We start from the raw sequence: 24,925 nt of genomic DNA, 5'->3' as shown, positions 1-24,925 counted from the left end.
AGATACAAAAATAATAGAAGCAATAAGGCCAATAAAAAATGCACAATCAAACACTGCCACAATCTATGCCAACACAAACAAAAATCGCTATCATTGGTGCAGGCTTTGGCGGTTTGGCGATGGCTATACGTCTACTACAAAGCAATATGCATGATTTTGTGATCCTGGAAAAAGCCAGTGATGTAGGGGGAACCTGGCGCGAAAACCAATATCCCGGTGCAGCCTGCGATGTCCAGTCCCATATGTATTCCCTTTCTTTTGCCCCCAAAAGCGACTGGTCAAAACGCTATGCTGAAGCACCCGAAATCTTTAAATATATACAAGATTTAGTCACTGGCTTTAACCTGGAAAAATATTGCCAATTTAATTGTGAAGTTCTGGCTGCCCAATACAATCAACAAAGTTGTGACTGGAAACTCATCCTCAATAATGAGCAAACTTTAATTGCTCAATTTGTGGTTTTTGCATCCGGCCCTTTACATGTACCCCATATCCCTCATATCAAGGGCATTGAAAAGTTTCAGGGTAAAGTTTTTCATTCCTCACAATGGGATCACCAATATGACTTGACAGACAAAAATGTTGCTTCAATTGGGACAGGTGGGAGTGCAATTCAATACATTCCAGAAATTGCAGCTAAAGTTAAGCAACTCTATGTGTTCCAGCGTACTGCGGCTTGGGTCATTCCTAGAGATGAACGCCGCTATTGGAATGTTGAAAAGAAATTATTTAAAAAACTAGACTGGTTTAGAAAACTGCACCGGGCACGCTTATATTGGTCCAATGAATCTCGTGTGGTTCCGATTGTTCAACCTGCAGTGATGAAATACACCCAAAAACTGGCAGAAGCTTTTATCAAGTTTCAGGTCAAAGACAAAAATCTGGTGCAAAAACTAACACCTGATTACATCATGGGATGCAAACGTATTTTGGTATCCAATAAATACTATCCCACTTTTAACCGAAGCAATGTTGAACTAGTGACCAAGGCTATTCAGAAATTTACTGAAAACAGCATCATTACCAAAGATGGCAAAGAACGTAAGATTGATTGCTTAATTTATGGAACCGGTTTTATTACCGATCCACGCATCTATCTAAAATCATTTCAATGTAGTGGTGAACACGGACAAGATTTGCACAATGCCTGGCAGGAGGGTGCAGAAAGCTTCTATGGGATGTGTACCAAAGGCTTTCCCAATTTATTTCAGTTGCTGGGGCCTAATACGGTTTTGGCACACAACTCTGTGATTTTTATGATTGAATCTCAGGTGAACTATATTCTACAAATGATTGAACTGGTCAAAAACACGCAGAGTCATGCCATTGTGGTTAAAGATCAGGTACAAGACCGATTCAACCAGCGTGTACAAAAATGGCTTGATGGCACAGTCTGGCAATCTGGCTGTGTGAGCTGGTACCAGCAAGATAGCGGCAAGAACTTTGCCCTGTGGCCTACTTATACCTGGAAATACTGGCTACAGACAAAAAAGCTTAATCCTGCTGACTTCCGTCTGCTAAATAAAACAGCTGGAAGTCGTGCAGCCTAAATATTTAATGGTCATAATAAACAGGTATTTATTAACTGCTTAATTCTTTATGCAATCCTTTTGGTTGATTTTCCAGTTACTGCTTTGTTTAGTGCTCGGATTTTTTTTGGCAAGACGCTTACCTCACTGGCTTGAGCATCTTGCTTTTAAGATTCTGCCCTATTTTACCTATATTCTGCTGATTGCTATTGCCATTGAGTTTAGGCAAACATTGCATACTGTTGCTCAGCCTTGGCAAATCCTGAATCAGGCCGCTGTTTTAGCCATACTCACCAGCCTCGGCGCATTCCTCTGCTGTTATGTGTTATTCAGGCTTTTGGGTTATCAACCGAGTCACGGCAAAGTGTCTATGAGCCTTGTGAGCAAATCCCTGATCAACATCAGTTATGCTTTCATTGCTCTAGCATTCGGTTATGTACTCTCTGAATCTGTAGCCAACATGGGCTACAATTTGCATATAAGCACATGGAATTTATTGCTGATGTTTATGTTCCTTATTGGCCTGGATCTCGCCTATTCACCCTTAGACCGATCTTGGTTGAATTGGAAAATTTTACTGGTGCCATTGGGATGTATAGTCGGTTCACTGCTGGGCGCGTTCGTTACAGCTACACTCATTCAAGACATTAGTTTAAAAGATCTCATTATGCTGTCCCAAGGTTATGGCTTTTATTCCATGACCGGCATTGTAGTCACAGAACTCAAAAATGCCCATCTTGGTAGTATTGCACTGATGAATGACTTATTCAGAGAAATTTTGGCGATTTTATTTATGTATATTATCGGCTGGCGTTATCCACGCTCTGCAATTTCTTCAGCAGGAGCAACAGCAATGGATGTCACTTTGCCGATGGTAAAACAGGCATGTGGCAATGATTTTATTCCACACGCCATGGTCAGCGGCTTTATTCTTTCTATACTAGCGCCCATATTGGTGAGTGTGCTGGCAGCAGTTTAATTTTTATATTTATCCCTCACTTACCTCCTCTCCCAGAAGGAGAACTTGTCCATTTTTACAATAATGGGACGTTCTCTCTCCCTTTGGGAGATGAGGAACACCGCTCCGCAAGGGAAAGGGTGTAAAGTTACAAGGTCGCCAAAATATCTTTTAGCATTTGACGCGGATTGTCCGACTTGGTAATTGGTCGTCCAATCACCAAATGTGTAGAACCATCCAGCATGGCTTGCTTAGGGGTAACAATACGTTTTTGGTCATCTGCTGCAGAACCTGCCGGACGAATGCCCGGAGTGACTAAAGCAAAGCCCTGGCCTAAAGTTTCACGCAGCATTTTGGCTTCCTGAGCAGAACAAACCACCCCATCCAGACCACTTTCCTGAGTGAGTTTTGCAAGACGTTGCACTTGTTCAAATGGTTCAACATCTAAACCAATATCTTTTAAATCTTCACGCCCCATTGAAGTCAGCACAGTCACTGCAATCAACTGCGTATTATAACTACCCGCTTTTAAGCGCTCTACACAGGTTTCCATCATCTTACGGCCACCTGATGCATGCACATTCACCATCCAAACACCTAGGTCTGCTGCTGCACATACGGCTTGAGCCGTAGTATTGGGAATATCATGAAACTTCAAGTCCAGGAAAACTTCAAAACCCTTGTCATGTAATGCCTTTACCACATTTGGGCCTTCATGAGTAAATAGCTCTTTACCAACTTTCACCCGACATAATGCAGGGTCTAACTGCTCTGCAATCGTTAATGCGTCATATTGGCTTTTAGCATCCAGTGCAACAATGATACTCAAGAGACTTACCTTCGCTCAGACAAAAAAGAAAGCTTATTATAAAAGGTATTCCAAAGTTTAACAAAGTGATAAAAAATTAGTTGATTGACGTTATTGCTTTAAATTTTCCTTATAAGGTTAGCTTGTAAAAATAAAAAACACCCTGAAGCATTTTACTTTAGGGTGTCCCAAAATTTATCCAATGTTTCGGTTTCAAGCTGGCTGGCTAAAACCCAAACATTATCGTTAACACACAGCACTACAAGGGATTAGACGAACGATCATTCGAATGAATGTCTAAAACTGTTTTTTCATGTCTGCTATGAGCTGCTGCCTCAGCTGCTGCCAGTTGTGCAGCCTGTATTTGTTCTTTTCGAAGATGTTCGATGTCTTTACGTAGTCGCTTAATTTCCCAATTATTTTGAAATACCCGGAAAATTTGTACCCCTAACAACAAACCCAATGCCACACCTAATGCCAAGGTTAATAACAGCAATAAACCTAAACGCATTGCCGGTACCTGTGTAAACAATAGGTCAACTGAAAGTTCAGTACCATTTTGCAGCACAAGAGCCAATGAATAGCCAAAAAGTACAATGAGCAATGCGACTAAAATGTAACGCATAAACACCCCATAAATTTTTTATTACTGTACCGATTCGTTTACTGCATCACGCAATGCTTTGCCAGGTTTAAAATGCGGAACTGCTTTCGCAGCTACTTCAACAGATCGACCTGTTTTAGGATTACGCCCCACACGTGGATCACGGTGATGCAAAGCAAAACTGCCAAAACCCCGGATTTCAATACGATTATCAGATGATAATGCGGCTATCATTTGATCAATCATAATCTTAACAGCTTCTTCAACCAAAGGTTCTGCCAAGTGTGGATTTTTTAGGGAAATTCGCTCTATTAAGTCAGACTTATTCAGTGCTTCAGTAGTCATCTGCGACCTCTTTAATTATCAAGCTACTTTGTAGATGAAACGATAATAACCTGTTTAAATACAAAACGGTAGCGTAATAAGTTAATACTACGCTACCGTTTACAGTATTTGTGTAAAAAGTATTAGTTAATTTACATTAACAATACATTTTAACATCTACTTAGTTACCCATTTGAGCTTTGATCAAATCACCAATAGTCTTAGGACCATTGTCTTGACCAGCTGCAGCTGTTTTCAAGTTAGCAACCGCTTCTTTCTCTTCAGCTTCGTCTTTCGCTTTGATAGACAAGTTGATAGAGCGAGATTTACGGTCTACATTGATAATCTTAGCTTCAACTTCTTGACCAACTTCAAGGAACTTAGTTGCATCTTCAACGCGGTCGCGGTTGATTTCAGATGCTTTAAGAGTCGCTTCAACTTCGTCAGCTAACTTAACAGTAGCGCCACGAGCGTCAACTGCAGTTACAGTACCTTTAACAAGCGCACCACGTTCGTTAGCAGCCAAGAAATCGTTGAACGGATCGCTGTTCATTTGTTTGATACCAAGGCTGATACGGTTGCCTTCAGCATCTACAGACAGGATAACTGCTTCAACAGTGTCACCTTTCTTGTAACGACGAATCGCTTCTTCGCCTTGTTCGTTCCAAGAGATGTCAGACAAGTGAACTAGACCATCGATACCGCCAGGTAAACCGATGAAGATACCGAAATCAGTGATTGATTTGATTGTACCTGAAACTTTTTCACCTTTGTCGTGGTCTTTAGCAAACTCTTCCCATGGGTTAGCACGAGTTTGTTTGATACCCAAAGAAATACGACGACGTTCTTCGTCCACTTCAAGAACCATAACATCAACTTCGTCACCAATCTGAACAACTTTAGATGGGTGGATGTTTTTGTTAGTGTGGTCCATTTCTGAAACGTGTACTAAACCTTCAACGCCTTCAGCGATTTCAGCGAAACAACCGTAGTCAGTCAGGTTAGTTACGCGCGCTTTAACGATAGAACCTTTAGGATAACGGTTCATGATCGCTAACCATGGATCTTCGCCTAATTGTTTAAGGCCTAAAGATACGCGATTACGTTCGCGGTCGAATTTAAGTACTTTAACAGTAACTTCTTGTCCAACTTCAACAACTTCTGAAGGGTGCTTGATACGTTTCCAAGCCATGTCAGTGATGTGAAGAAGACCATCGATACCACCAAGGTCAACGAACGCGCCGTAATCAGTAAGATTCTTGATAGTACCAGTAACTGTTTGACCTTCTTCAAGCTGAGCAAGAAGAGCTTCACGGTCAGCTGAAGATTCAGCTTCCATAACAGCACGACGAGATACAACAACGTTGTTACGTTTAGCATCAAGTTTAATTACTTTGAATTCTAACTCTTTGCCTTCAAGGTGAGTTGTGTCACGGATAGGACGAGTGTCTACCAAAGAACCTGGCAAGAACGCACGAACTGGACCGATGTCAACAGTGAAACCGCCTTTAACTTTACCAGAAATAACACCAGTAACGATTTCGCCGTCTTCAAAGATTTTTTCAAGTTTAGTCCAAGTTTCAGCACGTTTCGCTTTTTCACGTGATAAAACTGTTTGACCCATACCGTTGTCAAGAGCTTCAACAACAACATCAACAGTATCGCCAACTTGAACTTCAAGTTCACGTTGGTCGTTTAAGAATTCAGCGCGGTCAACAATACCTTCTGATTTAAGGCCAGTGTCAACTGTTACCCAGTCAGAGTCGATATTTACTACAACGCCTTGGATGACTGCACCCTTTTCAACGTTGAGGTTTAATTCGCTTTCTTCAAAGAGGGCTGCAAAAGATTCGGTCATGATATACCTGATAAGTCAGCGGTCTTGGATCAGACAAGGCCGGTTTAATTAAGCTTCCACATAGTCCGTAATAAACTGATCTAGCTATGCTTTTGCTGAAAATTCGTTAATTGGCTAACTGCTTGTCGACAAAATGGGTCATCAATTTGAATACTTCATTGATATTCAATTCTGAACTATCAATAATATATGCATCTGCTGCCGGTTTGAGTGGTGCGACCGTGCGCTCCATATCTCTTTTGTCTCGAGCTTGTATATTAGCTAAAATGTCGTTCATTTTAACATCTAGCCCCATCCCCTGCAACTGCTTTACTCGTCGCTCCGCTCGTGATTCAGCCGATGCCGTCAGATAAATTTTTGCTTGCGCTTCAGGGAAAATGGACGTTGCCATATCTCTACCATCTGCAACCAGCCCCGGGGCTTGTGCAAATGCACGTTGACGCTCCAATAGCGCCGCTCTAAGTTCAGGAACTACCGCAACTTTTGAAGCAAACTCTCCTACTCGTTCAGTACGAATGGTTTGAGTAACGTCTTCACCATCAAGCTGGACCACCGTACCTGACTCAGTTGTAACAAACTTTATGTCTAAATTTGTTGCAATTTTTACGCATTGCTCCAGTTCAGAATCCAGGCAATCGAGTAAATCCTGTTGATGTAATGACAGCCCGAGCAGACGATATAGAGCACCCGAATCAAGCAGATGAAATTGATAATGTGCTGCCAGTTTAGCCGCAAGTGTGCCTTTCCCGGAACCACTCGGCCCATCTATGGTAATAATTTGAACTGTCATTAATTTTCCACTTTACCCTATACAGTTTTAGCTAATTTCGAAAAACCTAGTTTAATCGCAGATTTAAGCTGTGCAAGGATTAATTTACTGATAAAAGGTGCACGTGCCTGCAATTCAATGGTATAGGTGACCAAGGTTTTGTCATCATCTTTAGCCTCAAACTCGATAATGCCTAAATGGTGTTTCACCAAAGGGTTTTTCACAATCTGGTATTCGATACGCTGATTCGGTTCCAGCAAGGTAATCTGCTCCCGTAAAGGCTTGACGGGACCAAAACCCATACGGCGTACCGAGCCCACACCATCCGGACGCTCAGGATCTGTAGAATCTTTAATCCGTTCAACCTGAATCGGTGCAAAAGCTACATTGTAGGTGGCATGCTTTGATAGCAAATCAAAAACCTGATCGATGGGTGCGTTAAATTCTTTTTTTACTTGAATAGAATTCATGACTTATCCTGATTTTTATTGACAATACTCATTGTCATTATAGTTTATATGATTTTAATTAATGATTTTGATTATTTAGAGATTTTTCTTGTAACTTCTGCATTTTTTTTTGCTCACGGCGCATCTTGAAAAAATTGCTGAGCTGCTGGGAACACTGTTCTTGCATACACCCTGCCTCATACTCGAAAACATGATTGTAGTAACCGGTTTCAAATAATCGACGCACGCTAATTAAGGAACCTGCTTTCGGTTCAGTTGCACCAAACACGACCCTGGAGACCCGTGCATGAATCAAAGCCCCAACACACATAGTACAAGGCTCTAAAGTCACATAAAGTACCGCGTCTTCAGGTAATCGGTAGTTATTCAGATTTGTACAGGCTTGGCGTAAAGCCTGAACCTCAGCATGAGCCGTCGGATCATTTAAAGAAATGGGTGCATTATGTCCTGCGCCAATAATCTGATTTTGACTGACAATCACCGCTCCCACAGGAATCTCCTGTTTTGAAGCGGCAATAGCAGCCTGCTCATACGCAAACTGCATCCAGTATTCATCAGTCAATTGTGTAGCATCAGTCATCTGCTTAACTGATGATACCGTAATGCTTCAACAGATCATTCCAGCTTTGAATATTGGTCACAGGCGGACAGTCAGACAAGATGGTTTTTAAAGAGAAATCACTGCCTTTTATCCATTCCGGAGACAGGTCTTTATCAACCAGACGCGCCCGTACACCTTCGACGAAATCAGGGTGACGAATCTTCCAGTTGGAGATTTGCGTTTCAAGCTCAAAAACTTCATTCCAAGAATGAACACGCTTGCCCCATTGCCATAGCAGCCAGGTTAATGCTGCTGTAGTAGGCGAACCTTTTTGCAGATTTTCACTCGCTTGACGAAGCCAGTCACTGCGTGCATCACTCAGCCCGATAATAGATTCATAGTCATGTTCAAAGTTCACACCACGGCAAACACTATGAATGACATCCAGTGAATTTTGTAAAGGTCCTGGACCCACCGGACGGTGCATACTGTTTAAAGTATCATCAATGGCACGAAAATCCCCTGCCGGATAATGTCCCCAATCAATATTCAGCACTTTGTCCAGCACATTATCACGCTGCGCATCACAAATATGGGTTGCCCAACCAATCCCATATGCACCGGCAGAGGTCATAATCGAACCGGTTAAACCAGTAAACAGACCAATTGCGCCTCGATCGGCCAAGAAACGTGTCGCACCGACATCCGGATACAGGCCGATATTAATTTCAGGCATTGCCAAACGCGAATAAGGCGTCACTAGGCGGAATGGTGCAGCCATAAACAGGCCCAGACCACCACCCATCACATAACCTTCACCCCAGACCAGTACTGGCTTGGCATAGTTATGCAGCAATAAATCTAGCGCATATTCTTGTTCAAAGAATTTGTTTGCGGTTGCAACTTCATCATTAATGACCAGCTGACGAAGTTTACGCACATCACCACCGGCACAGAAAGCCTTCGGGGTGGTCGAATCCAGCCAGATTGCTTTTACCGCATCATCATGGTGAAAATCTTGGAACACTTCTAAGAGTGCAGTAACGATAGATTCATCCAGGGCATGTAGAGATTTCGGCCGATTCAGGCGAACAATGCGCCAGCCGTTGATTGCTTCCTCTACAATCAGATCAGGATGATAACTTTTTAGTTCAGGAGATTGTGTCATGCGTCCAGCTGCCAATTGATCGGCTCAATGCCATTTTGTTTCAGATAATTATTTGCTTTTGAAAATACTTTACAACCAAAAAAACCACCACGATTTGCTGACAAAGGAGAAGGATGTGCAGCTTTCAATACCAGGTGTTTATTTTGATCGATACGTTGTCCTTTACGTTGTGCATAGGCTCCCCAAAGGATAAATACGATATGTTCACACTGCTCATTTAAAGCATCAATCACATGATCAGTAAAATCCTCCCATCCACGTTTTTGGTGTGATGTCGGCTGTCCTGCTTCAACAGTCAATACCGCATTGAGCAATAACACACCTTGTTCAGCCCAACGGGTTAAATCACCATGCTTGGGAACAGGAATACCCAGATCAGTATTTAATTCATGGAAAATATTACGTAAAGATGGCGGTAATGCAACCCCTCTTTGTACTGAAAAACTTAATCCATGTGCCTGATTGGGCCCATGATAAGGATCCTGACCCAGAATAACGACTTTAACACGGTTGAAAGGTGTTGTATTTAAGGCATTAAAAATAAGTGAATTCGGGGGATATATAATTTTATCGGCATGTTTTTCAGTCAGCAAGAACTGTTTTAGATCATCCATTTTGGCACTGAGCAAAAAATCGCTCAATGCATTTTTCCAACTTGCATCCAACTGGATTTTATCGAGTTTAGCTTGCTGTTGTTCCGTTAAAGACATACTTGCTTCCTAATTTTTTGACCAGCCCAAACTTTTTTCATTTTCTTCAAATTTGTACTTGAAGATCGACCGCTGGATTCTGGAATTTAATGCCTTGTTGTAATTTTTCATACATTCCAGGATCTGCCCATTCCGCTTGGACCTGTTCAGAAAATACAATCTGGTCAAGATTGAGCACACCCATTTGTTCATTTTCAATATCTTCAATAAAGCTTTGCGCATAACCGGTATCGGTTTCATGCACAATCACCGAATAGACCTCTACATCACCTTCCCCATTTTGGGTAATCGTCGATGCAAGCACCTGTTGTGCCAGATAGAAGAAAATGCGTGAGAACTGTTCTGCAGAAGGTGAAACAGGTAAAGATACCCAGCGGGCACTAAATTTTTTGCAAGCAGCAATATATTCAGCATCATCATATTGCCAGAAGCAAATTGCATGATCAAAACTGTCAAAAATATCTTTAATTACGCCTTTTAATAATCCGAAATCATAGACCATTTGACCATGATCAAGCTTGGACGCTTTAAGCAACAATTCAACTTTATAGCTATGACCATGAATCGAACGCTTACAGCGATCCGATGTGCAGTTTCGCACAATATGAGCATTTTCAAACTTAAATAACTTACGAATTAACATGTGCCGTGATGCAATCAAAAATCTGTGAATTAAATTTGATTATAAAGCAAAAGTGAAAGTTATAAAGCAAAAGTGAAATTCTGAACATTAATTTTACTGTTCAATAGCATTGAAGAAACTCATGCCGTTGAATGGATGTGTTTCTCATTTTTCATCATATCTCGGGATCTGATTAGAATGGAGCCATACTGCGAGATGCGATATACACCGACTTATCTTTTCGTACCAGATCACTACTGAACTGGCGTTTACGTCCGCCGAGCTGCACTTCAATTTTGGCTTTAAAATACGCAGATTTTACATCTAGCAAATTGCTTGTCTCACTTCTCACATCGGCACCAACCTGACTAAACGGCTCAATACCCCATAACTCATTCACACTGGAAAAATGCTCCAACTTGGCCTGGCGCTGTTGTAAAACCTGCTGCACCGCTTTGACATCCAGCTTGGGATCAAGACTGGCCAACAGCATCGCCGGAGCTGTATTAATGTTTATCTTGCTATCCATGGTTGGAACAGCACTGACATAATCAGCAATTTGCAGATATTTTTTTCCTTCAAAGCCGCGCACCATCTTCAGCTCTTCCACATTATGGAATTTACTGTTTGCCGGTAAATAACCTTGTGCCAATCCCTGATAATAACTGGCTTCTGCACCCATCGAGCCAATGGTTTCATTATCGGCATCTTGCCAGTCAATCACTGCCTCACTTAACTTTTCAGGTAATCCCACACGTAGCAGCAGTTTTTCAAACCATGCTTTTGCCTGAGGATTGGGCGTACCATCCATATTCACCAAGCTGTTTAAATTAAATTTGCCTGATTGATCCTCTAAAGTGCCCGCAATAAAACCGTCCTCTACAGGAAAAGCCGGCATCGGTTTGGCCCAGTTTTCCTGTAAATGATCAATAGCACCCGCATTTTCAGCATCATCGACCAAAAGCTCTGAAAAAAAGGCTTCAGCACTTTTGGCATATAGCAAGGATTGATTTTGGCGCATTAAATATGCTGTATTTTCAGCTGTATTGGCCTGTCTTTTGGCAATGGTCGCAGCGAGGATGGTGGCTAATGCCACCATGACCAAAATCGTAATTAAGGCAACACCCTGTTGCGGCTTTATGTTCAATTGGACCAAACCTTATAATGTAGAGTTATTTGTATCGCTATTTGCATTGTTATTTGAAGTGCCAGTTTGCTATTTTAAATAATCGGTATTTAATAAACTGAAAATCCACTCATAGGACACATCTTTGACGGTCAGTTTAATTTTAATGCCCTTCGGCAAGATCTGTTTTTGTGTAACATCGTTTAAATCTACCTGCGCCTCTGGCCATGCATTGAGTTCATTCGGATTCAACACCACAATTTCAAACTGGTCAACATCATTTAACAGCACACTGGATTCAGGCTGATCCCGCCCTGTACTGTTTAAATGACGGTATTTCAGTCGGTACAGTTTCTTTTCATCGGCACGATATTGATATTCCACACGCTCGTCCGGAGAAATACCTTGCTGTAAAGGATCAGTGACCCCGGTTTTACTAAAATTAAATCGACCATTTTGCAAAACCAAAGCAGGCTGAATATCGCCATTGATATTGGCATTCAGTGGCACAGCCTGAACAGTATCCCGCAGAATCTGCTGATAGGCTTCCTGCAACTGACCTAAATTGATCTCATGTTCAGCATTACGGTCTTTGACTTTAATTAAATAATCAAAGACTTTCCAGCCCAACGCGGAAAGCACACTAAAGATGGCAATTGCCACCAAAAGTTCAACCAAAGTGAAACCTTTTTTATTTTTTGCAGTCTGCTTTTTCATGCTTTGGCCTTCGGGTTGAAGAAAACCAAATGCGTCACTCCTGATTCAACCTTGCCACTTTCCACATTAAACAAACTGACCTGTACTTCTATGCGTTGTACATTTGGACTAATGGTCGATTGTGCAGACTTGTCAATTTGCCAAGTTTCACCTTGCTGGGTGACCTGTTTGGATTGGGTTCCCTGCAACCATTCCTGATTGATTTCCATCACGGCGACTTCATTCAAGGCCACGAATTGCGCCTTGGTTCTTAAAATGGCATTCGATGTTGCCTGAGTGTATTGCATCGCCACTTTGGTAAAAGCAATTGCAGCAGTGGCAAAAATCGCCAAAGCAACCATGACTTCCAATAGAGTAAAACCTGAGCGAGGATAAACGAAACAACGTTTCGTCCGAGCGCAAGACAAAGAGCTATGCTCGGAGTGAAGATTAAGTCGAGTAATACTCGACCTGAGAGGTGTCGCCTCGCAAGAAAGTTCGAAAGCTTTATTTGGAGAGCCGTGATGCCTGGAGTATCTAGCTTGCATTGATTTTACCCAGATGATCAATCTCGATTTCTTCGCCAATCGGGCGCTGTTCAAAATAAAATTGAATCCGTACCGGTTTGGCCTCGCCATTGCCCAGCCACAACAGCTGCGGTGCATTCGAATTCAATAAATCCTCATTATTGGCATTTTCATAAGCATGATCGAGTGAAGTGATGCTAAAAGAAACATGCTCGGGTAAAGCCCTTTGAGCAAATTCCGCATATGGTTGCCATTTTTTGTTTTCTTCAACAATTTGCGGGGCTACAGTTTGAATGGAAGGAATGATGTATTCAACCACCCCGTAACAGAATGGTGATACATCTGTCGCGCTGTGCACATCTAGGGCGAAAATGCGCGCCTGATCATTGGCTTCACGGTTAATCCTGCGTAAATCCATAATAAACACTTCCCGTGCCTGCATCGCTTTACGCTGGTCTACCCCGTTAATATTGGTCAAAATTAAAGAAGCCATGATTGCCATAATCACAATGACCACCATCAACTCGATTAAGGTAAAACCACGAACTGATAATGGTCGGATTGGCTTCATGGCATACCTTTAAGCAAACTGTTCCGCAGAACTGACCTGTTTTGGCATTGCCAGTGCCTGATCAATATAGGCTACGCGCAATGTGTCACGTGAACCCAAATAACGCTGGTAAAAACTGGAATTTAGAATAGCCGCAGCACCATGAGTTAGGGCCCAAATAGAGGCCAGATAATCGCGTGTCGACATGCTGCTTTGAATACTTTCCAGATAGCTTTCAGTCATACGAATAATAATCCGTAAACGCTGTTTTCTCACCTGATACAGTTCACTAAATAGTAGATTGATCCCAATACCGGTCGTAGACAAACGTTCTTCAATTTGATGGAACAGTACCGTGCGCTCAGGATGATGCAAATGATGCAACATAAAGAATGCCAGATGCTCGGGAAAAGCCTTCTCTGCATCCTTAATCATCTCGAGCAACATGTTCTCATTACGAATAATCAGAAGCATGTACAGTTCATCTTTACTCTGGAAATGCTTATATAAAGTTCCCTTCGCCAAATCGAGTTCTGCTGCCAATGCATCCAGTGTCATCCCTGATTCGCCATTTTCTAACAGCAACTGCTCTGCAACCTGAAAAATTAACGCTTCTCTTGCTCGAAACTGAGCCTGACGATCCATCTTCACTCTGTAATTCTCTTCTGCGCTTATATCAATTTAATTTATTTACTTTAAATTAAGGAGGTTTTCAAAGTTTTGCATTGTAATGAAAGCAATTTCCTCAACAGACTTATCATATACATCACTTAAGGCTTTGGCTACATAAGGCACGTATTTTGGTTCATTAGATTTTCCTCTATATGGCATCGGTGCCAGATAAGGACTATCGGTTTCAATCAGCACCCGATCTAGTGGAACCTGCTTCGCCACATCACGTAAATCCTGAGCATTTTTAAAAGAGACAATGCCGGAAAATGACACATAATAACCACAATCCAGCACAGCTTTTGCGGTTTCCCAGTCTTCAGTAAAACAGTGCAAAATACCATGCGTGGATTTTTCAGCCCGAATGATATCGACTGTATCGTGTTTCGCTGCACGGGTATGCACCACCACCGGTTTTTTTACTGCCTGTGAGGCATAAATATGGCGGGCAAAACATTCTTTTTGTTCAGCAATAAAATCGGTGCTATGAAAATAATCCAGGCCGGTTTCACCAATCGCCCAGACCTTTTCAGGCTGTGCCAGTTCAATCAGATAATCTGTAGTAGCACGTGCCATGATCGCAGGATCTTCACAAGGATGAACACCGACACTATAGCCCACATCAGCATGGCGTGAGGCAATTTTAGCCAGCTCGATATGGTCATCCAGATCAACAGAGATCGTCATGAATTTGGATACCCCTGCTTCACGCGCCTGAGCTAATGCCAAGTCCAGATTGCCATCATAAGGCGTTAAATCCAGCATGGTTAAATGGCAGTGAGTATCTACAAACACAGTGATTTCCTAAATCTTTTAAATATCTACATAGTGTAACTAGTTCGACCTTCAGACTTAAGACCTGTAAGCAACTTTTCAGCTTCTGATTTGTAATAAACGCCTTTTTCTCCGGTCAATTGCATACCAAAACCTTGTAATTTGATGCCATTTTGTTTCTGAGAGACCCAGATGACTTTGCCTGTTAAAGGAATTTTCTGTGATTGTTCGGGTAAGGTTGCCAGCACAAAAACTTCTTCACCAAGCTTAACCGGCTGTTTGGTCGGAATAAACAATCCTCCACCGACAACATAAGGCATATAGCTGGCATACAAAGTTTCTATATCCGGAATATTGGCATGAATAATACCGCCCATACGTGGTTGCATTTTTATTCCCCTTAAAAATATTTAAATGTTCATTAGTTTTATACACAATTGATCAAGCACTAAATTGCTTTGTACATTTTGCTCAATATATTGTTTAGCTTGCTGCAAATCAGAATAAACCGCAAATAAAAATTCCAAGGTATATTGTTCGGATAATGCACTCAAATCTAGATCGGAATTTTTAACTTGCTGACTGAGCTTGACACAAATTAAATCTGACAACAAGTATTCAAACATTTGCGCAAAGTCACTAAAATTTAAGACTTTATTCCACTTGGTCGCGATCGCCATGGGCATATTTTTTTGCGTGACCAGTTTTTGCCAGTCCGTTAAAAATTCTTGTCGCTTATTTAACCACTCCGTTTCAGCCAGCTGCATGGCCTGTAATGGCATCTGATTAGATAAATTCATCAACAGTTGTTTTTGCATTTGATCTAAATTGGGTAAATGCTCGGTTAAATACGCATCTGCTTGCGAAGAAGAAATACGGTCCAGCGCAAAATGCTGCAAACGGCTGCGAATCGTGGCTGGAAGTTTTAAGTAATGATCGGCCAGTAAAATAATGACTACCCGATCACCCGGCTCTTCCAAGGTTTTGAGTAATGCATTGGCAGAAGCGATATTTAAAGCTTCTGCCGGTTCAATCACAATCACACGCCAGCCATCTACAGTTTGCTGCACAAAGGGCAATAAATCACGGATTTTCTCAATCTTGATTTTGGCATTCTGCTTTTTATTGTCTTCATCTGTGCTGATATGAACATAGTTGGGATGGGTATCAGACTTTAACCACAAACAACTACCACATTCACCACAAGGGGCATTGTTTTCATGACGATTGGCACATAGCACCCAAGCCAAAAAATATTGTGCAAAAGCTTCCTTGCCACAGCCTTTTTTACCATAAAAAAGTAGGCCATGCCCCAGTTTGGGAAAGCGTCCGGTCAAGGTCTCCCAAACCGTTTGCTGCCATGGGTAGACTTGTGCCACAACATTATTTTGCATGGAGGAGTTCACCTTATTCGAAGCAAGAAACATCCATCTGATTTAAACGGTCTAAATCTGCCTGTGTATCGACACCCGGTGGCAAGTTGGCTTCTGCAACGGCAATGGCAATACGGTGACCATTTTCCAGTACACGTAATTGTTCCAGACTTTCCAGTTTTTCCAGCGCACCCATGTCCCAGGACACATATTCTTGCAGCAAATTCACACGGTAGGCGTACAAGCCTAAATGACGGTATGCCTGCTGATGTAATTGCTGAATTTCTTGTTTTGCACCATCACGGTCATAAGGAATCGTGGCACGGCTAAAATACAAAGCCTGGTTATATTTGGACATCACCACTTTTACAATACTGTCGCGCTGAAACTCTTCCAGACTATGAATCGGCTCACAGAGTGTCGACATGGAAGATTCTGGTTGCGATTCCAACAATTGCGCCACCTGCTGCACCAATTGAGCCGGAAGCAGAGGTTCATCACCTTGTACATTGACAATAATGTCTTCGCTGTCCCAGCCTTTAATGCGGGCAACTTCACTTAAACGGTCGGTGCCAGAAGGATGATCTGCACTTGTAATGACTACATCCACCCCTTCTGCACGGCACACTTCTGCAATACGCTCATCGTCGGTTGCCACACATAAATCATCAAAACCAGCCACTTTTTTTGCCTGATCCACCACACGTAGAATCATGGGACGACCATGAATTTCCAATAGTGGCTTGCCCGGCAAACGGGAACTTGCAAAACGTGCTGGAATAACAATATGTTTCATAAACAATGAACCTTAAGAAATTTGAATACCGAGTTGCTGTAACTGTTGATGCAAAACATCATAACACTGTGACGAAAGCACTGCTTCAACAGGAACCACCCAGATTTCCCGTTTAAAATTTGGATTTTGCTTTAATAATGGCAGCAGTTTTACTGCATCTTTTTCCGTGGTAATAATGGGATTGTTATCTTCAAACTGCAGATCCGTAATTTCATAATCATAGTGATCAGGAAATTCATGGCACTGAAACTGATGAATCCCCATGGAATCTAGAGTGTTGTAAAAACGCTGTGGAAAACCGATACCAACCACGGCATAAAAATTATCCGTCGGATTAAAAGATCTTTCATCTACCGCATCATTAAGCAAATAAGGCGCAGCAATTTCTAAATGCATATTCAGCGCAGAATTTGGCTGACTGGCATGCTCAATAACGGTTGCTGTGGTTAAGCGGCTTGGCGGTTCGCGTAAATATCCTTCCGGCAATAACTTTTGATTACCCAAACCACGATTCTGATCCAGCACAATCCACTCAATTTGTCGTGCTAAAGCCCAATGTTGCAAACCGTCATCACTGATAATTAAATCCAGCTTATGTCTGGATAACATATATTCGATACTATCTTGCCGGTTTGATCCCACTACCATGGGCACACCGGTAGACTGCACAATCAGACAAGGTTCATCCCCTACCACTTCAGGAACTGACTCCAAATCCACATAAGCAGGAAAAGGTCCTTTTCCACCGTAACCGCGACTGATGACACCGACACGAACATTTTGACTTTGTAGATAATTGACCAGTTGAATCAGCAATGGTGTTTTACCGCTGCCACCAACCGTAATATTACCAATCACCATCACCGGAACTGGAGATTGATAGCTGGCTTTAACGCCACATTGGTACAGTTTTTTATTCAGTAAAAAACCACCACGATAAATCCATGACAAAGGTCTAAGCACAATCAACCACTTGGCCTGTCTATTCCAAGCATCTTGAATAAATTGTGCAAATGACATAGATCAATTTTCCTCGAAATTACGCTGATGCAACTGATAGTAAGCCCCATGCTGGGCTATCAATTCTGCGTGCGTACCTTGCTCGACAATTCTACCGTTGTCCATCACCACAATGCGATCTGCATTTTCAATGGTTGATAAACGATGGGCAATCACAATCGTTGTCCGGTCTTGCATGGCTGCATCAAATGCTTTCTGGATAAAATACTCTGATTCATTATCCAGTGCACTGGTGGCTTCATCCAGAATCAGGATCGGTGCATTTTTCAAAATGGCACGTGCAATGGCAATACGCTGGCGCTGTCCACCTGAAAGATTCAGGCCTTGTGCGCCAAGTTGCGTATCATAACCTTGTGGCAAAGCCATAATAAAATCATGTGCATAGGCAGCTTTTGCAGCTGCAATAATTTCTGCATCAGTAGCATTTTCAAGCTGCCCGTAGGCAATATTTTCACGTACAGTGCGGTTAAACAACACCACCTGCTGGTTTACCATGGCAATTTGTGTACGTAAAGTATTAATTTCCAGCTCTTGGATGGCATACTGGTCTAAATAAATATTACCTGAACTCAACTCCTGAAAACGTACCAGCAAATTGACCAGAGAAGTCTTACCTGCTCCTGAACGCCCCACCAAGGCAATGGTTTCACCCGCCTTGACGTCAAGGTTAAAATCATGAATCGCATGATGACCATCTGGATAAATTAAATTAGCCTGCTGAAATTGGATATTGCCTTTCAGCATTGGCGTAGCCGTACCGGTATTTTGCTCTTCCGACAAATCCAGCAACTCAAAAACGGAATGTGCTGCAGCCATACCACGTTGTAATTTTTCATTGACATCGGTTAAAGCTTTAATTGGCTTGCTCAACATCCCTGCTGCAGTAATATAAGCAACGAATTCACCCGCGCTGGTATCGCCTAAAATTTCTGGTCGTAACGCAATCCAGATAATAATTGCCATGGCGATCGACATAATCAACTGTACAATCGGGCTATTCAGTTGCTGTACCACCACCATTTTTAAACCGCGTCTTAAATTTTCCAGCGAATTGTCACGGAAACGCGTTTGTTCGTAGTCTTGTCCGCCAAAACCTTTAACAATTAAATTCCCATTCACCGTTTCCTGTACCACATGGTTAACATCACCCATAGTATCCTGAACTTGCAAGGATAATTTACGCATGCGTTTTGATGCTTGACGAACCAGCAACCCCATCAGTGGAGCAAAAATCAGAATAATAAAAGTAAGTCGCCAATTGCTATATAACAGATACCCTAATAATCCGAGGGTAATCAGACCTTGTTGTACAATGGTTTTTAGAGATTCAGATGAAGCAGCCGTTAATTGCTCCACGTTATACATGATTTTAGCGGTGATATGCCCGCTGGTATTATCCAGATAATATTGCGATGGAAGCTTAAGCAGTTTGGCGAAAACTTCCTGACGAATATTAAATACCAAATTCCGAGAGATTACTGCGGTATAATAGCCCCCAACAAAGGAACCTAACCCGCGAAAGAACATCAATAAAATAACCAGAAAAGGAAATATGGAAGTAAAGCCTTGATCTCGATTCTGGATAGCGGTAATAATTTTTTCCAGTAATTTTGCAATAGATACTTCCGTTGCCGCACTAATTGCAAAACCGATAAAAACCAGTATCGCTACACCCCAAAAAGGCTTCAGATAGCCCAAAAGACGTAGATAGACTTTAAAATCCTGCTTCACTCATAACCCCTAGACGGAACTTTGGTACTAATATTGACGTTAACAAAACCTAACTGTCCTGCTACATCCATCACACGAATCACATCCTGATGCGTTGCCTTGGCATCCGCAGCAATAACAAACATTAAATCACGTCGATCATTGGAAATCTGTTTAATTGCAGTACTTAAATCTACAACATCTTTGCTGGCAATTGATTGTCCATTAATGGAATAGTGACCAGAAGCATCCACTACTACTTCAATTTTATGATCATACTGTTTAGGGGGCACGCCTTGCGCATCAGGCAAGGTTAAATTCATGCGGCTAAACTGGTTGAACGTGGTAGATAACAGTAAAAAAACCAGGATAAACAGCAAGCAGTCAATCATGGGGGTTAAATTAATATGAATATCTTCAACTTGTGTGCGTTTGAATTTCATTTTTCACCACCTTAACCCGCTTTTCTAATATCTTGTTCTTGATCTGTAGAATTTTGATAGAAAAGTGCCGCATGAAATAAGGTCGATTGCTGTTCAAGCTCTGCAATATATTCTTGTACCAAACGCTGAAAATAGCGATAGGCAAACAGTGCAGGAATGGCAATAAACATCCCTGCTGCCGTGGTAATCAACGCTTTGGAAATACCAGGAATCATTAAAGTAGGATTACTATTGGTGCCTAAATCAATCACCAAGAAGGATTCAATAATACCCAGTACGGTACCCAACAAACCCAATAATGGTGCTACCGCACTTAAGGTTCCCAAGAAGTTAATGTTTTTTTCCAGATAACCAATTTCTTGGGAAGCAGTGGTTTCCATTTGTGCACGGGCAAATAGTTCATTTTGATTTTTACTTTGGTAACCCGCCATAAAAATGCGCCCCAAAGTACTGCTTTGTAAGGCTTGATCCTGCTTTAACTGCTGAATGACCATATCAATATTTTGCACCTGATTTAACAGCAATACCTTAGGCAAGATCATTGTTCTTTTTAAGCGAATAAAGCGCTCAATCGTGATTGCTACAGTAAAAATTGAACATAAAACAAGGGGAAGCATGAGCCACCCACCCGCCTTAACTAATTCCCACATATGTTTTCCCCAATAAAAATTTTAAAAATTATTCTGCAAAGCAGATATTTAATATCCCATCCAATTCATCAAGTGAATGGTATTGAATGACAAGTTTCCCCTTGCCTTGTTTATTATGGTCAATTTTCACATCTGCGCTGAAACGCTCTGCCAGCCGCTGTGTCAGTTGCTGAATATCGGGTGCAATTTCAGCTTTCGGTTTTTCTTGTTTTGGCGTATTCAAGTCGCGCACCAGTTGTTCGGTTTGGCGTACAGATAAACTTTTCTCAATCACATGCTCTGCAACCTTAAGCTGATCTTTCGCTTTTAAGGTCAAAATTGCACGCGCATGCCCCATATCCAGCAAACCTTGCTGCATGAAGTCTTTTACCGATTCAGCCAGTGTCAGTAAACGCAACAAGTTACTGACTGTAGTACGCGCCTTACCGACCGTATCGGCAATTTCCTGATGACTTAAACCAAATTCTTCATGAAAACGCTGGAGTGCCATCGCCTGATCGATCGGGTTTAAATCCTGACGTTGAATATTTTCAATCAATGCCAAGGCAATGGCAACCTGATCATTCAAGTCACGAACAATTGCAGGAACTTCTGTCAAACCCGCCAGTTGTGCTGCGCGCCAGCGACGCTCACCGGCAATAATTTCATAGGGATGCTTTTCATCATCAATTGGACGAATCACAATCGGCTGCATCACCCCATGCTTTTCAATCGATGCTGCCAGTTCCTGAAGATCTTGCTCATGAATAAAACGTCGCGGTTGATATTCACCGCGCTTGAGTAAATGGACATTAATCTGTTTCAGCTGACCATGATCTAATGCTTGTGCTTCCATTTGTAATTTTTCTTTCTGGATTGAGCCAAGCAAGGCATCCAGACCACGACCTTTTGCTAGTCCGCGTTTTTTTGTGGTCATGCGTTACTTCCTTTTTTTACTTTACTTTTCTTTAACATTTCAGCTGCCAGATTCAGGTAAGCAACTGCACCCTTGGAGCTTTTTTCAAAATAGATAATCGGCAAACCATGTGCAGGGGCTTCAGCTAAACGTACATTACGCGGAATCACCGTATCGTATAGTTTTTTGCCAAAATACTGTTCAAGCTCTTCTGAAACATCACGGGTTAAAGCATTACGTGCATCGTACATAGTGCGCAAAACGCCCACGATTTGCAGATCCGGATTTAGGGCTTGCTGAATACGGTCAATGGTTTGGGTTAAATCCGCCAAACCTTCCAGAGCATAGTATTCACATTGCATCGGAATCATTACACCGTGTACGGCAGCCAAGGCATTCACCGTAATCAGACTTAAGCTGGGCGCACAGTCAACAATAATATAATCAAAAGAAGACTCTATTTCTTGCAATGCTTCACGCAAAATATATTCGCGGCCATCCTGTTCGGCAATCGCCAGTTCTACACCGGCCAGATCACGGTTAGCTCCGAGAACTTTATAGCCGACTTCTGCTTTGGTAATTGCAGTTTCAATTGGGACTTCGCCCAATAATACATCAGTGACCGAATACAACAGATCATTTTTCTGGATCCCGGAACCCATCGTGGCATTGCCTTGTGAATCCATATCCACAAGTAAAACGCGCTTTTTTAAAACAGCTAACGATGCTGCCAAATTTACTGCGGTTGTGGTTTTACCTACGCCACCTTTTTGGTTCGCAATCGCAATAATTTGTGCCATGGTGACCCCAATCCTTCGAAAAAATTAAATATGTTTCAATAAAAGCAAATGACGTTGTTCGTCTAAACGCGGAACTTTCAGTTCAATAATCTCAAAACTGAATTCATTTTTTAAAGCCTCTACTTCATCCGCAGGGATTAATCCTTTCATCGATGCAATAATACTGTGCGCATGCATAAAGGGTTTAGAAGCGACAACAAAATCAGTTAAAGAGGCAAATGCACGACTGGTAATGACATCGAACTGCCCCAGCTCCTGAATACTTTCCTCATTTTCGACACGCGTCTGTACGGCAACCACATTTTTTAGTTTTAAATCGGCAATAAACTGTTTCAGGAAACGGATTTTTTTACCGTTCGAGTCTAGCAACACACACTGACGCTCAGGCTGACATAATGCAATGATCATGCCTGGCATACCTCCACCGGTTCCGATATCCAGCAAGCGGCCTTGAGGCAAATCTTTCAAAATACTCAAGCTATCCAGCAGATGCTTGACCAGCATCTCTTTCGGATCACGAATCGCGGTCAAGTTATATGCTTTATTCCACAGTACCAAAGCATCCTGGTATTTGAGTAATAAATTTAAAGCCTCATCGCTAAGCTCCAAACCCAAAGCTTGACTACCCTGCTTAAGTTCTTTGAAAAACTGGTGCATATACAAATAACGTCTCGAAAAGTTAATGGAAGTATACCGATTTATACAACAAGTCACAGTAGCTTGTGCTTAGTGAATATGCACTTAATCGTACAAGCCTTGCTTAATTTGTTGATCCAGTACATTTAATCGCTCGGGAGTGCCAACATCTACCCAGACACCCTGCATTTTAGATGCAGTAATTTGCTGTTCAAGCATCGCTTGCTTTAATAAAGGTGCTAGTGGTCGTTTACCATTTTCCAGGCCTGCAAACATCGCAGGATGAATCACTGCAACGCCACTATAAGTCAGTGCTTCACCTTGCTGTGCCTGATCAAAAGTATAAGCCCGGCCATGAGCAAGGATAAAGTCACCGTTGGGATGTTGAGCCGGATTATCGACAAAAACCAGATGAGCAAGGTCATCCTGCAATTTCACATCAAATAAGGTCGCAAAATCCATGGTGGTCCAGACATCACCATTGACCAGAATAAAAGGTTCTTCGCCCAAAAGCGGTAAGGCATTAATAATCCCCCCCGCAGTTTCTAGTCCTTCACCCTCATGTGACCACAAGATATTGACGCCAAATTCTGACCCATCACCCAAAGCTGAGGCCAGTTTTTCGCCCAACCAGGCCGTATTGATGACAATTTCAGTGATGCCAATACTTTGCAGTTTTTCAATATGCCAAACTATCAAGGGCTTTCCACCCACTTCCAGCAAGGGTTTTGGCGTATGCAGGGTCAGTGGACGCATACGGTTACCCAGCCCTGCAGCAAGAATCATGGCTTTCATTTATGCAGCAACCTCATAACGACCATATTTGGCTTCAAATTTCGGCATCACCTGAGTTTGAATAAACTGTATAAAGGGTTGCAGTTCTGCATAAGGCTGACTTTCTTCCAGTAAATACCACATGACACGCGGTAAATCTTTGAGATAACCTGATTTGCCATCGCGTTCAAACAGGCGCACAAAAATACCCAAAATTTTGATATGACGCTGAATCGCCATCATGTCGGCATCTTTTTTAAACTGCTCGAAATCACGATCCTGCTTTGCCGATTCAGGCAACAGATCATAGAAGGTCTTAAACCATGTATAAACACGCTCTGCGTTCCATTGCACATAGGCATCGCGGGTAATTGAAATCAGGTCATAGGTATCTGCACCAATCACAGCATCCTGAAAGTCAATCACCCCCAGATCGGTTTCGCCTGCAATTTTCATTAAATTACGGCTATGGAAGTCGCGATGCACAATCACTTGCGGTTGTGCCAAAGCTGCGTTGGCTAAAATGGCAAAGGTGCGTTTAATTAAGCCACTTTCTTCTGCTGTTGGCTGAATGTGCAATGAAGGCAACATCCAGTCGGTCAACAGTTCCATTTCCGAAATCAGTTTTTCATAGGAATAATTTTGAAAATGATTTGTCCCATCAATGGCTTGTAATTGAATCAGCTGTTTAAAACTTTGCGCATAATAAGCATCTACAGTTTGCTCATTCAGCAAGGTCGAAAGTAAAACATCACCAAAATCTTCCAGCAGCAAGAAGCCCAATTCCAGATCTTTGGCAACAATATGCGGCACACGCACACCATTCTGATCAAAAAATTCATCAATCGTCACAAAAGGCCCACAATCTTCTTTTTCTGGTGGTGCATCCATGAGCATAAATGTTTTATTATTCAATTTGATTCGTGCATAACGACGGAAGCTTGCATCGCCTGCCAAAAAATGCGTCTCAAATTGATCTGAACCAAGTACAGATGTAATCCATGTTTGTATCAATTGTTCACGTTGTGTATTCATTTGCGATAAATTCTAATACAGGCTGAGTTTTTAAAGTGCTAAGTGTAGCCACTTATCAACTTTTTCTCTATGATGCGAGAATAATTAATT

General features: G+C 42.0%; 30 protein-coding genes. 2 read left to right on the top strand and 28 right to left on the bottom strand.

Features of this window, described 5'->3' with window-relative positions; translation table 11 throughout:
* Positions 1-38 precede the first annotated feature (38 nt).
* Positions 39-1,550, top strand: coding sequence for an NAD(P)/FAD-dependent oxidoreductase (locus GTU69_RS05755; protein ID WP_171522005.1), 1,512 nt, complete (start codon positions 39-41; stop codon positions 1,548-1,550).
* A gap of 49 nt (positions 1,551-1,599) precedes the next feature.
* Positions 1,600-2,508, top strand: a complete 909-nt coding sequence (locus GTU69_RS05750) for a lysine exporter LysO family protein (protein ID WP_166168903.1) — start codon at positions 1,600-1,602, stop codon at positions 2,506-2,508.
* Between the two features lie 127 nt (positions 2,509-2,635).
* On the opposite strand, the gene pyrF is transcribed toward GTU69_RS05750, so the two are convergent.
* The 28 genes from pyrF to GTU69_RS05610 form a co-directional block, all read right to left on the bottom strand.
* Positions 2,636-3,316, bottom strand: a complete 681-nt coding sequence (gene pyrF, locus GTU69_RS05745) for an orotidine-5'-phosphate decarboxylase (RefSeq protein WP_166168901.1) — start codon at positions 3,314-3,316, stop codon at positions 2,636-2,638.
* Positions 3,317-3,554: 238 nt separating this feature from the next.
* Complete coding sequence (locus GTU69_RS05740; RefSeq protein WP_086195466.1) at positions 3,555-3,920, bottom strand: lipopolysaccharide assembly protein LapA domain-containing protein; 366 nt, start codon at positions 3,918-3,920, stop codon at positions 3,555-3,557.
* 21 nt (positions 3,921-3,941) lie between these two features.
* Positions 3,942-4,244 carry an integration host factor subunit beta gene (locus GTU69_RS05735; RefSeq protein WP_086195467.1) on the bottom strand — a complete coding sequence of 101 codons (303 nt, stop codon included), beginning with the start codon at positions 4,242-4,244 and terminating at the stop codon, positions 3,942-3,944.
* 160 nt (positions 4,245-4,404) lie between these two features.
* Positions 4,405-6,081, bottom strand: a complete 1,677-nt coding sequence (gene rpsA, locus GTU69_RS05730; protein ID WP_086195468.1) for a 30S ribosomal protein S1 — start codon at positions 6,079-6,081, stop codon at positions 4,405-4,407.
* Between the two features lie 106 nt (positions 6,082-6,187).
* The gene (cmk, locus tag GTU69_RS05725) at positions 6,188-6,871 is read right to left on the bottom strand and encodes a (d)CMP kinase (protein ID WP_166168899.1); all 684 of its coding nucleotides are present in this window, start codon (positions 6,869-6,871) and stop codon (positions 6,188-6,190) included.
* 17 nt (positions 6,872-6,888) lie between these two features.
* Complete coding sequence (locus GTU69_RS05720; RefSeq protein WP_166168897.1) at positions 6,889-7,320, bottom strand: SRPBCC family protein; 432 nt, start codon at positions 7,318-7,320, stop codon at positions 6,889-6,891.
* A gap of 58 nt (positions 7,321-7,378) precedes the next feature.
* Positions 7,379-7,900: a tRNA adenosine(34) deaminase TadA gene (tadA, locus tag GTU69_RS05715; protein WP_166168895.1), complete on the bottom strand. Its 522-nt coding sequence runs from the start codon at positions 7,898-7,900 to the stop codon at positions 7,379-7,381.
* Between the two features lie 4 nt (positions 7,901-7,904).
* Complete coding sequence (locus tag GTU69_RS05710) at positions 7,905-9,029, bottom strand: enoyl-CoA hydratase/isomerase family protein (protein WP_086195472.1); 1,125 nt, start codon at positions 9,027-9,029, stop codon at positions 7,905-7,907.
* Positions 9,026-9,739, bottom strand: coding sequence for a uracil-DNA glycosylase (ung, locus tag GTU69_RS05705; protein ID WP_086195473.1), 714 nt, complete (start codon positions 9,737-9,739; stop codon positions 9,026-9,028). Before ung ends, GTU69_RS05710 begins: the two co-directional genes overlap by 4 nt.
* Positions 9,740-9,785: 46 nt before the next feature.
* The gene (locus tag GTU69_RS05700) at positions 9,786-10,382 is read right to left on the bottom strand and encodes a 6-carboxytetrahydropterin synthase (RefSeq protein ID WP_166168893.1); all 597 of its coding nucleotides are present in this window, start codon (positions 10,380-10,382) and stop codon (positions 9,786-9,788) included.
* A gap of 172 nt (positions 10,383-10,554) precedes the next feature.
* Entirely contained in the window at positions 10,555-11,502 is a 948-nt protein-coding gene (gene gspK, locus GTU69_RS05695) for a type II secretion system minor pseudopilin GspK (protein ID WP_166169103.1), read from the bottom strand.
* 75 nt (positions 11,503-11,577) lie between these two features.
* On the bottom strand, positions 11,578-12,204 hold the full coding sequence (gene gspJ, locus GTU69_RS05690; RefSeq protein WP_166168891.1) for a type II secretion system minor pseudopilin GspJ: 627 nt from the start codon (positions 12,202-12,204) through the stop codon (positions 11,578-11,580).
* The gene (locus GTU69_RS17125) at positions 12,201-12,545 is read right to left on the bottom strand and encodes a type II secretion system protein (RefSeq protein ID WP_240921597.1); all 345 of its coding nucleotides are present in this window, start codon (positions 12,543-12,545) and stop codon (positions 12,201-12,203) included. The genes gspJ and GTU69_RS17125 overlap by 4 nt, the downstream gene beginning before the upstream one ends.
* Before the next feature lie 175 nt (positions 12,546-12,720).
* A complete protein-coding gene (locus GTU69_RS05680) occupies positions 12,721-13,281 on the bottom strand; it encodes a type II secretion system protein (protein ID WP_166168887.1) in 561 nt (186 codons plus the stop codon).
* Positions 13,282-13,290: 9 nt separating this feature from the next.
* Positions 13,291-13,905, bottom strand: coding sequence for a TetR/AcrR family transcriptional regulator (locus GTU69_RS05675; protein ID WP_086195477.1), 615 nt, complete (start codon positions 13,903-13,905; stop codon positions 13,291-13,293).
* A 45-nt stretch (positions 13,906-13,950) separates the two neighbouring features.
* A complete protein-coding gene (locus GTU69_RS05670; RefSeq protein WP_166168885.1) occupies positions 13,951-14,724 on the bottom strand; it encodes a TatD family hydrolase in 774 nt (257 codons plus the stop codon).
* Between the two features lie 26 nt (positions 14,725-14,750).
* The gene (locus tag GTU69_RS05665; protein ID WP_092818360.1) at positions 14,751-15,092 is read right to left on the bottom strand and encodes a PilZ domain-containing protein; all 342 of its coding nucleotides are present in this window, start codon (positions 15,090-15,092) and stop codon (positions 14,751-14,753) included.
* A 21-nt stretch (positions 15,093-15,113) separates the two neighbouring features.
* The gene (locus GTU69_RS05660; protein WP_166168883.1) at positions 15,114-16,097 is read right to left on the bottom strand and encodes a DNA polymerase III subunit delta'; all 984 of its coding nucleotides are present in this window, start codon (positions 16,095-16,097) and stop codon (positions 15,114-15,116) included.
* Between the two features lie 13 nt (positions 16,098-16,110).
* On the bottom strand, positions 16,111-16,872 hold the full coding sequence (gene kdsB / locus GTU69_RS05655) for a 3-deoxy-manno-octulosonate cytidylyltransferase (RefSeq protein WP_166168881.1): 762 nt from the start codon (positions 16,870-16,872) through the stop codon (positions 16,111-16,113).
* Positions 16,873-16,884: 12 nt separating this feature from the next.
* Positions 16,885-17,892 (bottom strand): tetraacyldisaccharide 4'-kinase, encoded by a 1,008-nt coding sequence (gene lpxK / locus GTU69_RS05650; RefSeq protein ID WP_166168879.1) that lies wholly within the window; start codon positions 17,890-17,892, stop codon positions 16,885-16,887.
* A gap of 3 nt (positions 17,893-17,895) precedes the next feature.
* Positions 17,896-19,623, bottom strand: coding sequence for a lipid A export permease/ATP-binding protein MsbA (msbA, locus tag GTU69_RS05645; RefSeq protein ID WP_166168877.1), 1,728 nt, complete (start codon positions 19,621-19,623; stop codon positions 17,896-17,898).
* A complete protein-coding gene (locus GTU69_RS05640) occupies positions 19,620-20,045 on the bottom strand; it encodes a biopolymer transporter ExbD (protein ID WP_166168875.1) in 426 nt (141 codons plus the stop codon). Before GTU69_RS05640 ends, msbA begins: the two co-directional genes overlap by 4 nt.
* A gap of 11 nt (positions 20,046-20,056) precedes the next feature.
* A complete protein-coding gene (locus GTU69_RS05635; protein WP_166168873.1) occupies positions 20,057-20,695 on the bottom strand; it encodes a MotA/TolQ/ExbB proton channel family protein in 639 nt (212 codons plus the stop codon).
* Positions 20,696-20,723: 28 nt separating this feature from the next.
* A complete protein-coding gene (locus tag GTU69_RS05630) occupies positions 20,724-21,611 on the bottom strand; it encodes a ParB/RepB/Spo0J family partition protein (protein ID WP_086195486.1) in 888 nt (295 codons plus the stop codon).
* On the bottom strand, positions 21,608-22,390 hold the full coding sequence (locus tag GTU69_RS05625; RefSeq protein WP_166168871.1) for a ParA family protein: 783 nt from the start codon (positions 22,388-22,390) through the stop codon (positions 21,608-21,610). Before GTU69_RS05625 ends, GTU69_RS05630 begins: the two co-directional genes overlap by 4 nt.
* A gap of 24 nt (positions 22,391-22,414) precedes the next feature.
* Positions 22,415-23,047 (bottom strand): 16S rRNA (guanine(527)-N(7))-methyltransferase RsmG, encoded by a 633-nt coding sequence (rsmG, locus tag GTU69_RS05620; RefSeq protein ID WP_166168869.1) that lies wholly within the window; start codon positions 23,045-23,047, stop codon positions 22,415-22,417.
* 84 nt (positions 23,048-23,131) lie between these two features.
* On the bottom strand, positions 23,132-23,821 hold the full coding sequence (gene murU, locus GTU69_RS05615; protein ID WP_166168867.1) for an N-acetylmuramate alpha-1-phosphate uridylyltransferase MurU: 690 nt from the start codon (positions 23,819-23,821) through the stop codon (positions 23,132-23,134).
* Complete coding sequence (locus GTU69_RS05610) at positions 23,822-24,835, bottom strand: phosphotransferase (protein ID WP_166168865.1); 1,014 nt, start codon at positions 24,833-24,835, stop codon at positions 23,822-23,824.
* Between the last annotated feature and the right edge of the window lie 90 nt (positions 24,836-24,925).

This window comes from Acinetobacter sp. SA01 (assembly GCF_011319235.1).
GTDB lineage: Bacteria > Pseudomonadota > Gammaproteobacteria > Pseudomonadales > Moraxellaceae > Acinetobacter.
This window is presented reverse-complemented; position numbering and strand designations above follow the sequence as displayed.

Excerpts from the sequence above, each read along its gene's own strand:
- GTU69_RS05755 (WP_171522005.1), top strand. The coding sequence starts at position 39 with ATGCACAATCAAACACTGCCACAATCTATGCCAACACAAACAAAAATC.
- GTU69_RS05750 (WP_166168903.1), top strand. The coding sequence starts at position 1,600 with ATGCAATCCTTTTGGTTGATTTTCCAGTTACTGCTTTGTTTAGTGCTC.
- GTU69_RS05740 (WP_086195466.1), bottom strand. The coding sequence starts at position 3,920 with ATGCGTTACATTTTAGTCGCATTGCTCATTGTACTTTTTGGCTATTCA.
- GTU69_RS05735 (WP_086195467.1), bottom strand. The coding sequence starts at position 4,244 with ATGACTACTGAAGCACTGAATAAGTCTGACTTAATAGAGCGAATTTCC.
- rpsA (WP_086195468.1), bottom strand. The coding sequence starts at position 6,081 with ATGACCGAATCTTTTGCAGCCCTCTTTGAAGAAAGCGAATTAAACCTC.
- cmk (WP_166168899.1), bottom strand. The coding sequence starts at position 6,871 with ATGACAGTTCAAATTATTACCATAGATGGGCCGAGTGGTTCCGGGAAA.
- GTU69_RS05720 (WP_166168897.1), bottom strand. The coding sequence starts at position 7,320 with ATGAATTCTATTCAAGTAAAAAAAGAATTTAACGCACCCATCGATCAG.
- tadA (WP_166168895.1), bottom strand. The coding sequence starts at position 7,900 with ATGACTGATGCTACACAATTGACTGATGAATACTGGATGCAGTTTGCG.
- GTU69_RS05710 (WP_086195472.1), bottom strand. The coding sequence starts at position 9,029 with ATGACACAATCTCCTGAACTAAAAAGTTATCATCCTGATCTGATTGTA.
- ung (WP_086195473.1), bottom strand. The coding sequence starts at position 9,739 with ATGTCTTTAACGGAACAACAGCAAGCTAAACTCGATAAAATCCAGTTG.
- GTU69_RS05700 (WP_166168893.1), bottom strand. The coding sequence starts at position 10,382 with ATGTTAATTCGTAAGTTATTTAAGTTTGAAAATGCTCATATTGTGCGA.
- gspJ (WP_166168891.1), bottom strand. The coding sequence starts at position 12,204 with ATGAAAAAGCAGACTGCAAAAAATAAAAAAGGTTTCACTTTGGTTGAA.
- GTU69_RS17125 (WP_240921597.1), bottom strand. The coding sequence starts at position 12,545 with ATGGTTGCTTTGGCGATTTTTGCCACTGCTGCAATTGCTTTTACCAAA.
- GTU69_RS05680 (WP_166168887.1), bottom strand. The coding sequence starts at position 13,281 with ATGAAGCCAATCCGACCATTATCAGTTCGTGGTTTTACCTTAATCGAG.
- GTU69_RS05675 (WP_086195477.1), bottom strand. The coding sequence starts at position 13,905 with ATGGATCGTCAGGCTCAGTTTCGAGCAAGAGAAGCGTTAATTTTTCAG.
- GTU69_RS05665 (WP_092818360.1), bottom strand. The coding sequence starts at position 15,092 with ATGCAACCACGTATGGGCGGTATTATTCATGCCAATATTCCGGATATA.
- GTU69_RS05660 (WP_166168883.1), bottom strand. The coding sequence starts at position 16,097 with ATGCAAAATAATGTTGTGGCACAAGTCTACCCATGGCAGCAAACGGTT.
- kdsB (WP_166168881.1), bottom strand. The coding sequence starts at position 16,872 with ATGAAACATATTGTTATTCCAGCACGTTTTGCAAGTTCCCGTTTGCCG.
- lpxK (WP_166168879.1), bottom strand. The coding sequence starts at position 17,892 with ATGTCATTTGCACAATTTATTCAAGATGCTTGGAATAGACAGGCCAAG.
- GTU69_RS05640 (WP_166168875.1), bottom strand. The coding sequence starts at position 20,045 with ATGAAATTCAAACGCACACAAGTTGAAGATATTCATATTAATTTAACC.
- GTU69_RS05635 (WP_166168873.1), bottom strand. The coding sequence starts at position 20,695 with ATGTGGGAATTAGTTAAGGCGGGTGGGTGGCTCATGCTTCCCCTTGTT.
- GTU69_RS05630 (WP_086195486.1), bottom strand. The coding sequence starts at position 21,611 with ATGACCACAAAAAAACGCGGACTAGCAAAAGGTCGTGGTCTGGATGCC.
- GTU69_RS05625 (WP_166168871.1), bottom strand. The coding sequence starts at position 22,390 with ATGGCACAAATTATTGCGATTGCGAACCAAAAAGGTGGCGTAGGTAAA.
- rsmG (WP_166168869.1), bottom strand. The coding sequence starts at position 23,047 with ATGCACCAGTTTTTCAAAGAACTTAAGCAGGGTAGTCAAGCTTTGGGT.
- murU (WP_166168867.1), bottom strand. The coding sequence starts at position 23,821 with ATGAAAGCCATGATTCTTGCTGCAGGGCTGGGTAACCGTATGCGTCCA.
- GTU69_RS05610 (WP_166168865.1), bottom strand. The coding sequence starts at position 24,835 with ATGAATACACAACGTGAACAATTGATACAAACATGGATTACATCTGTA.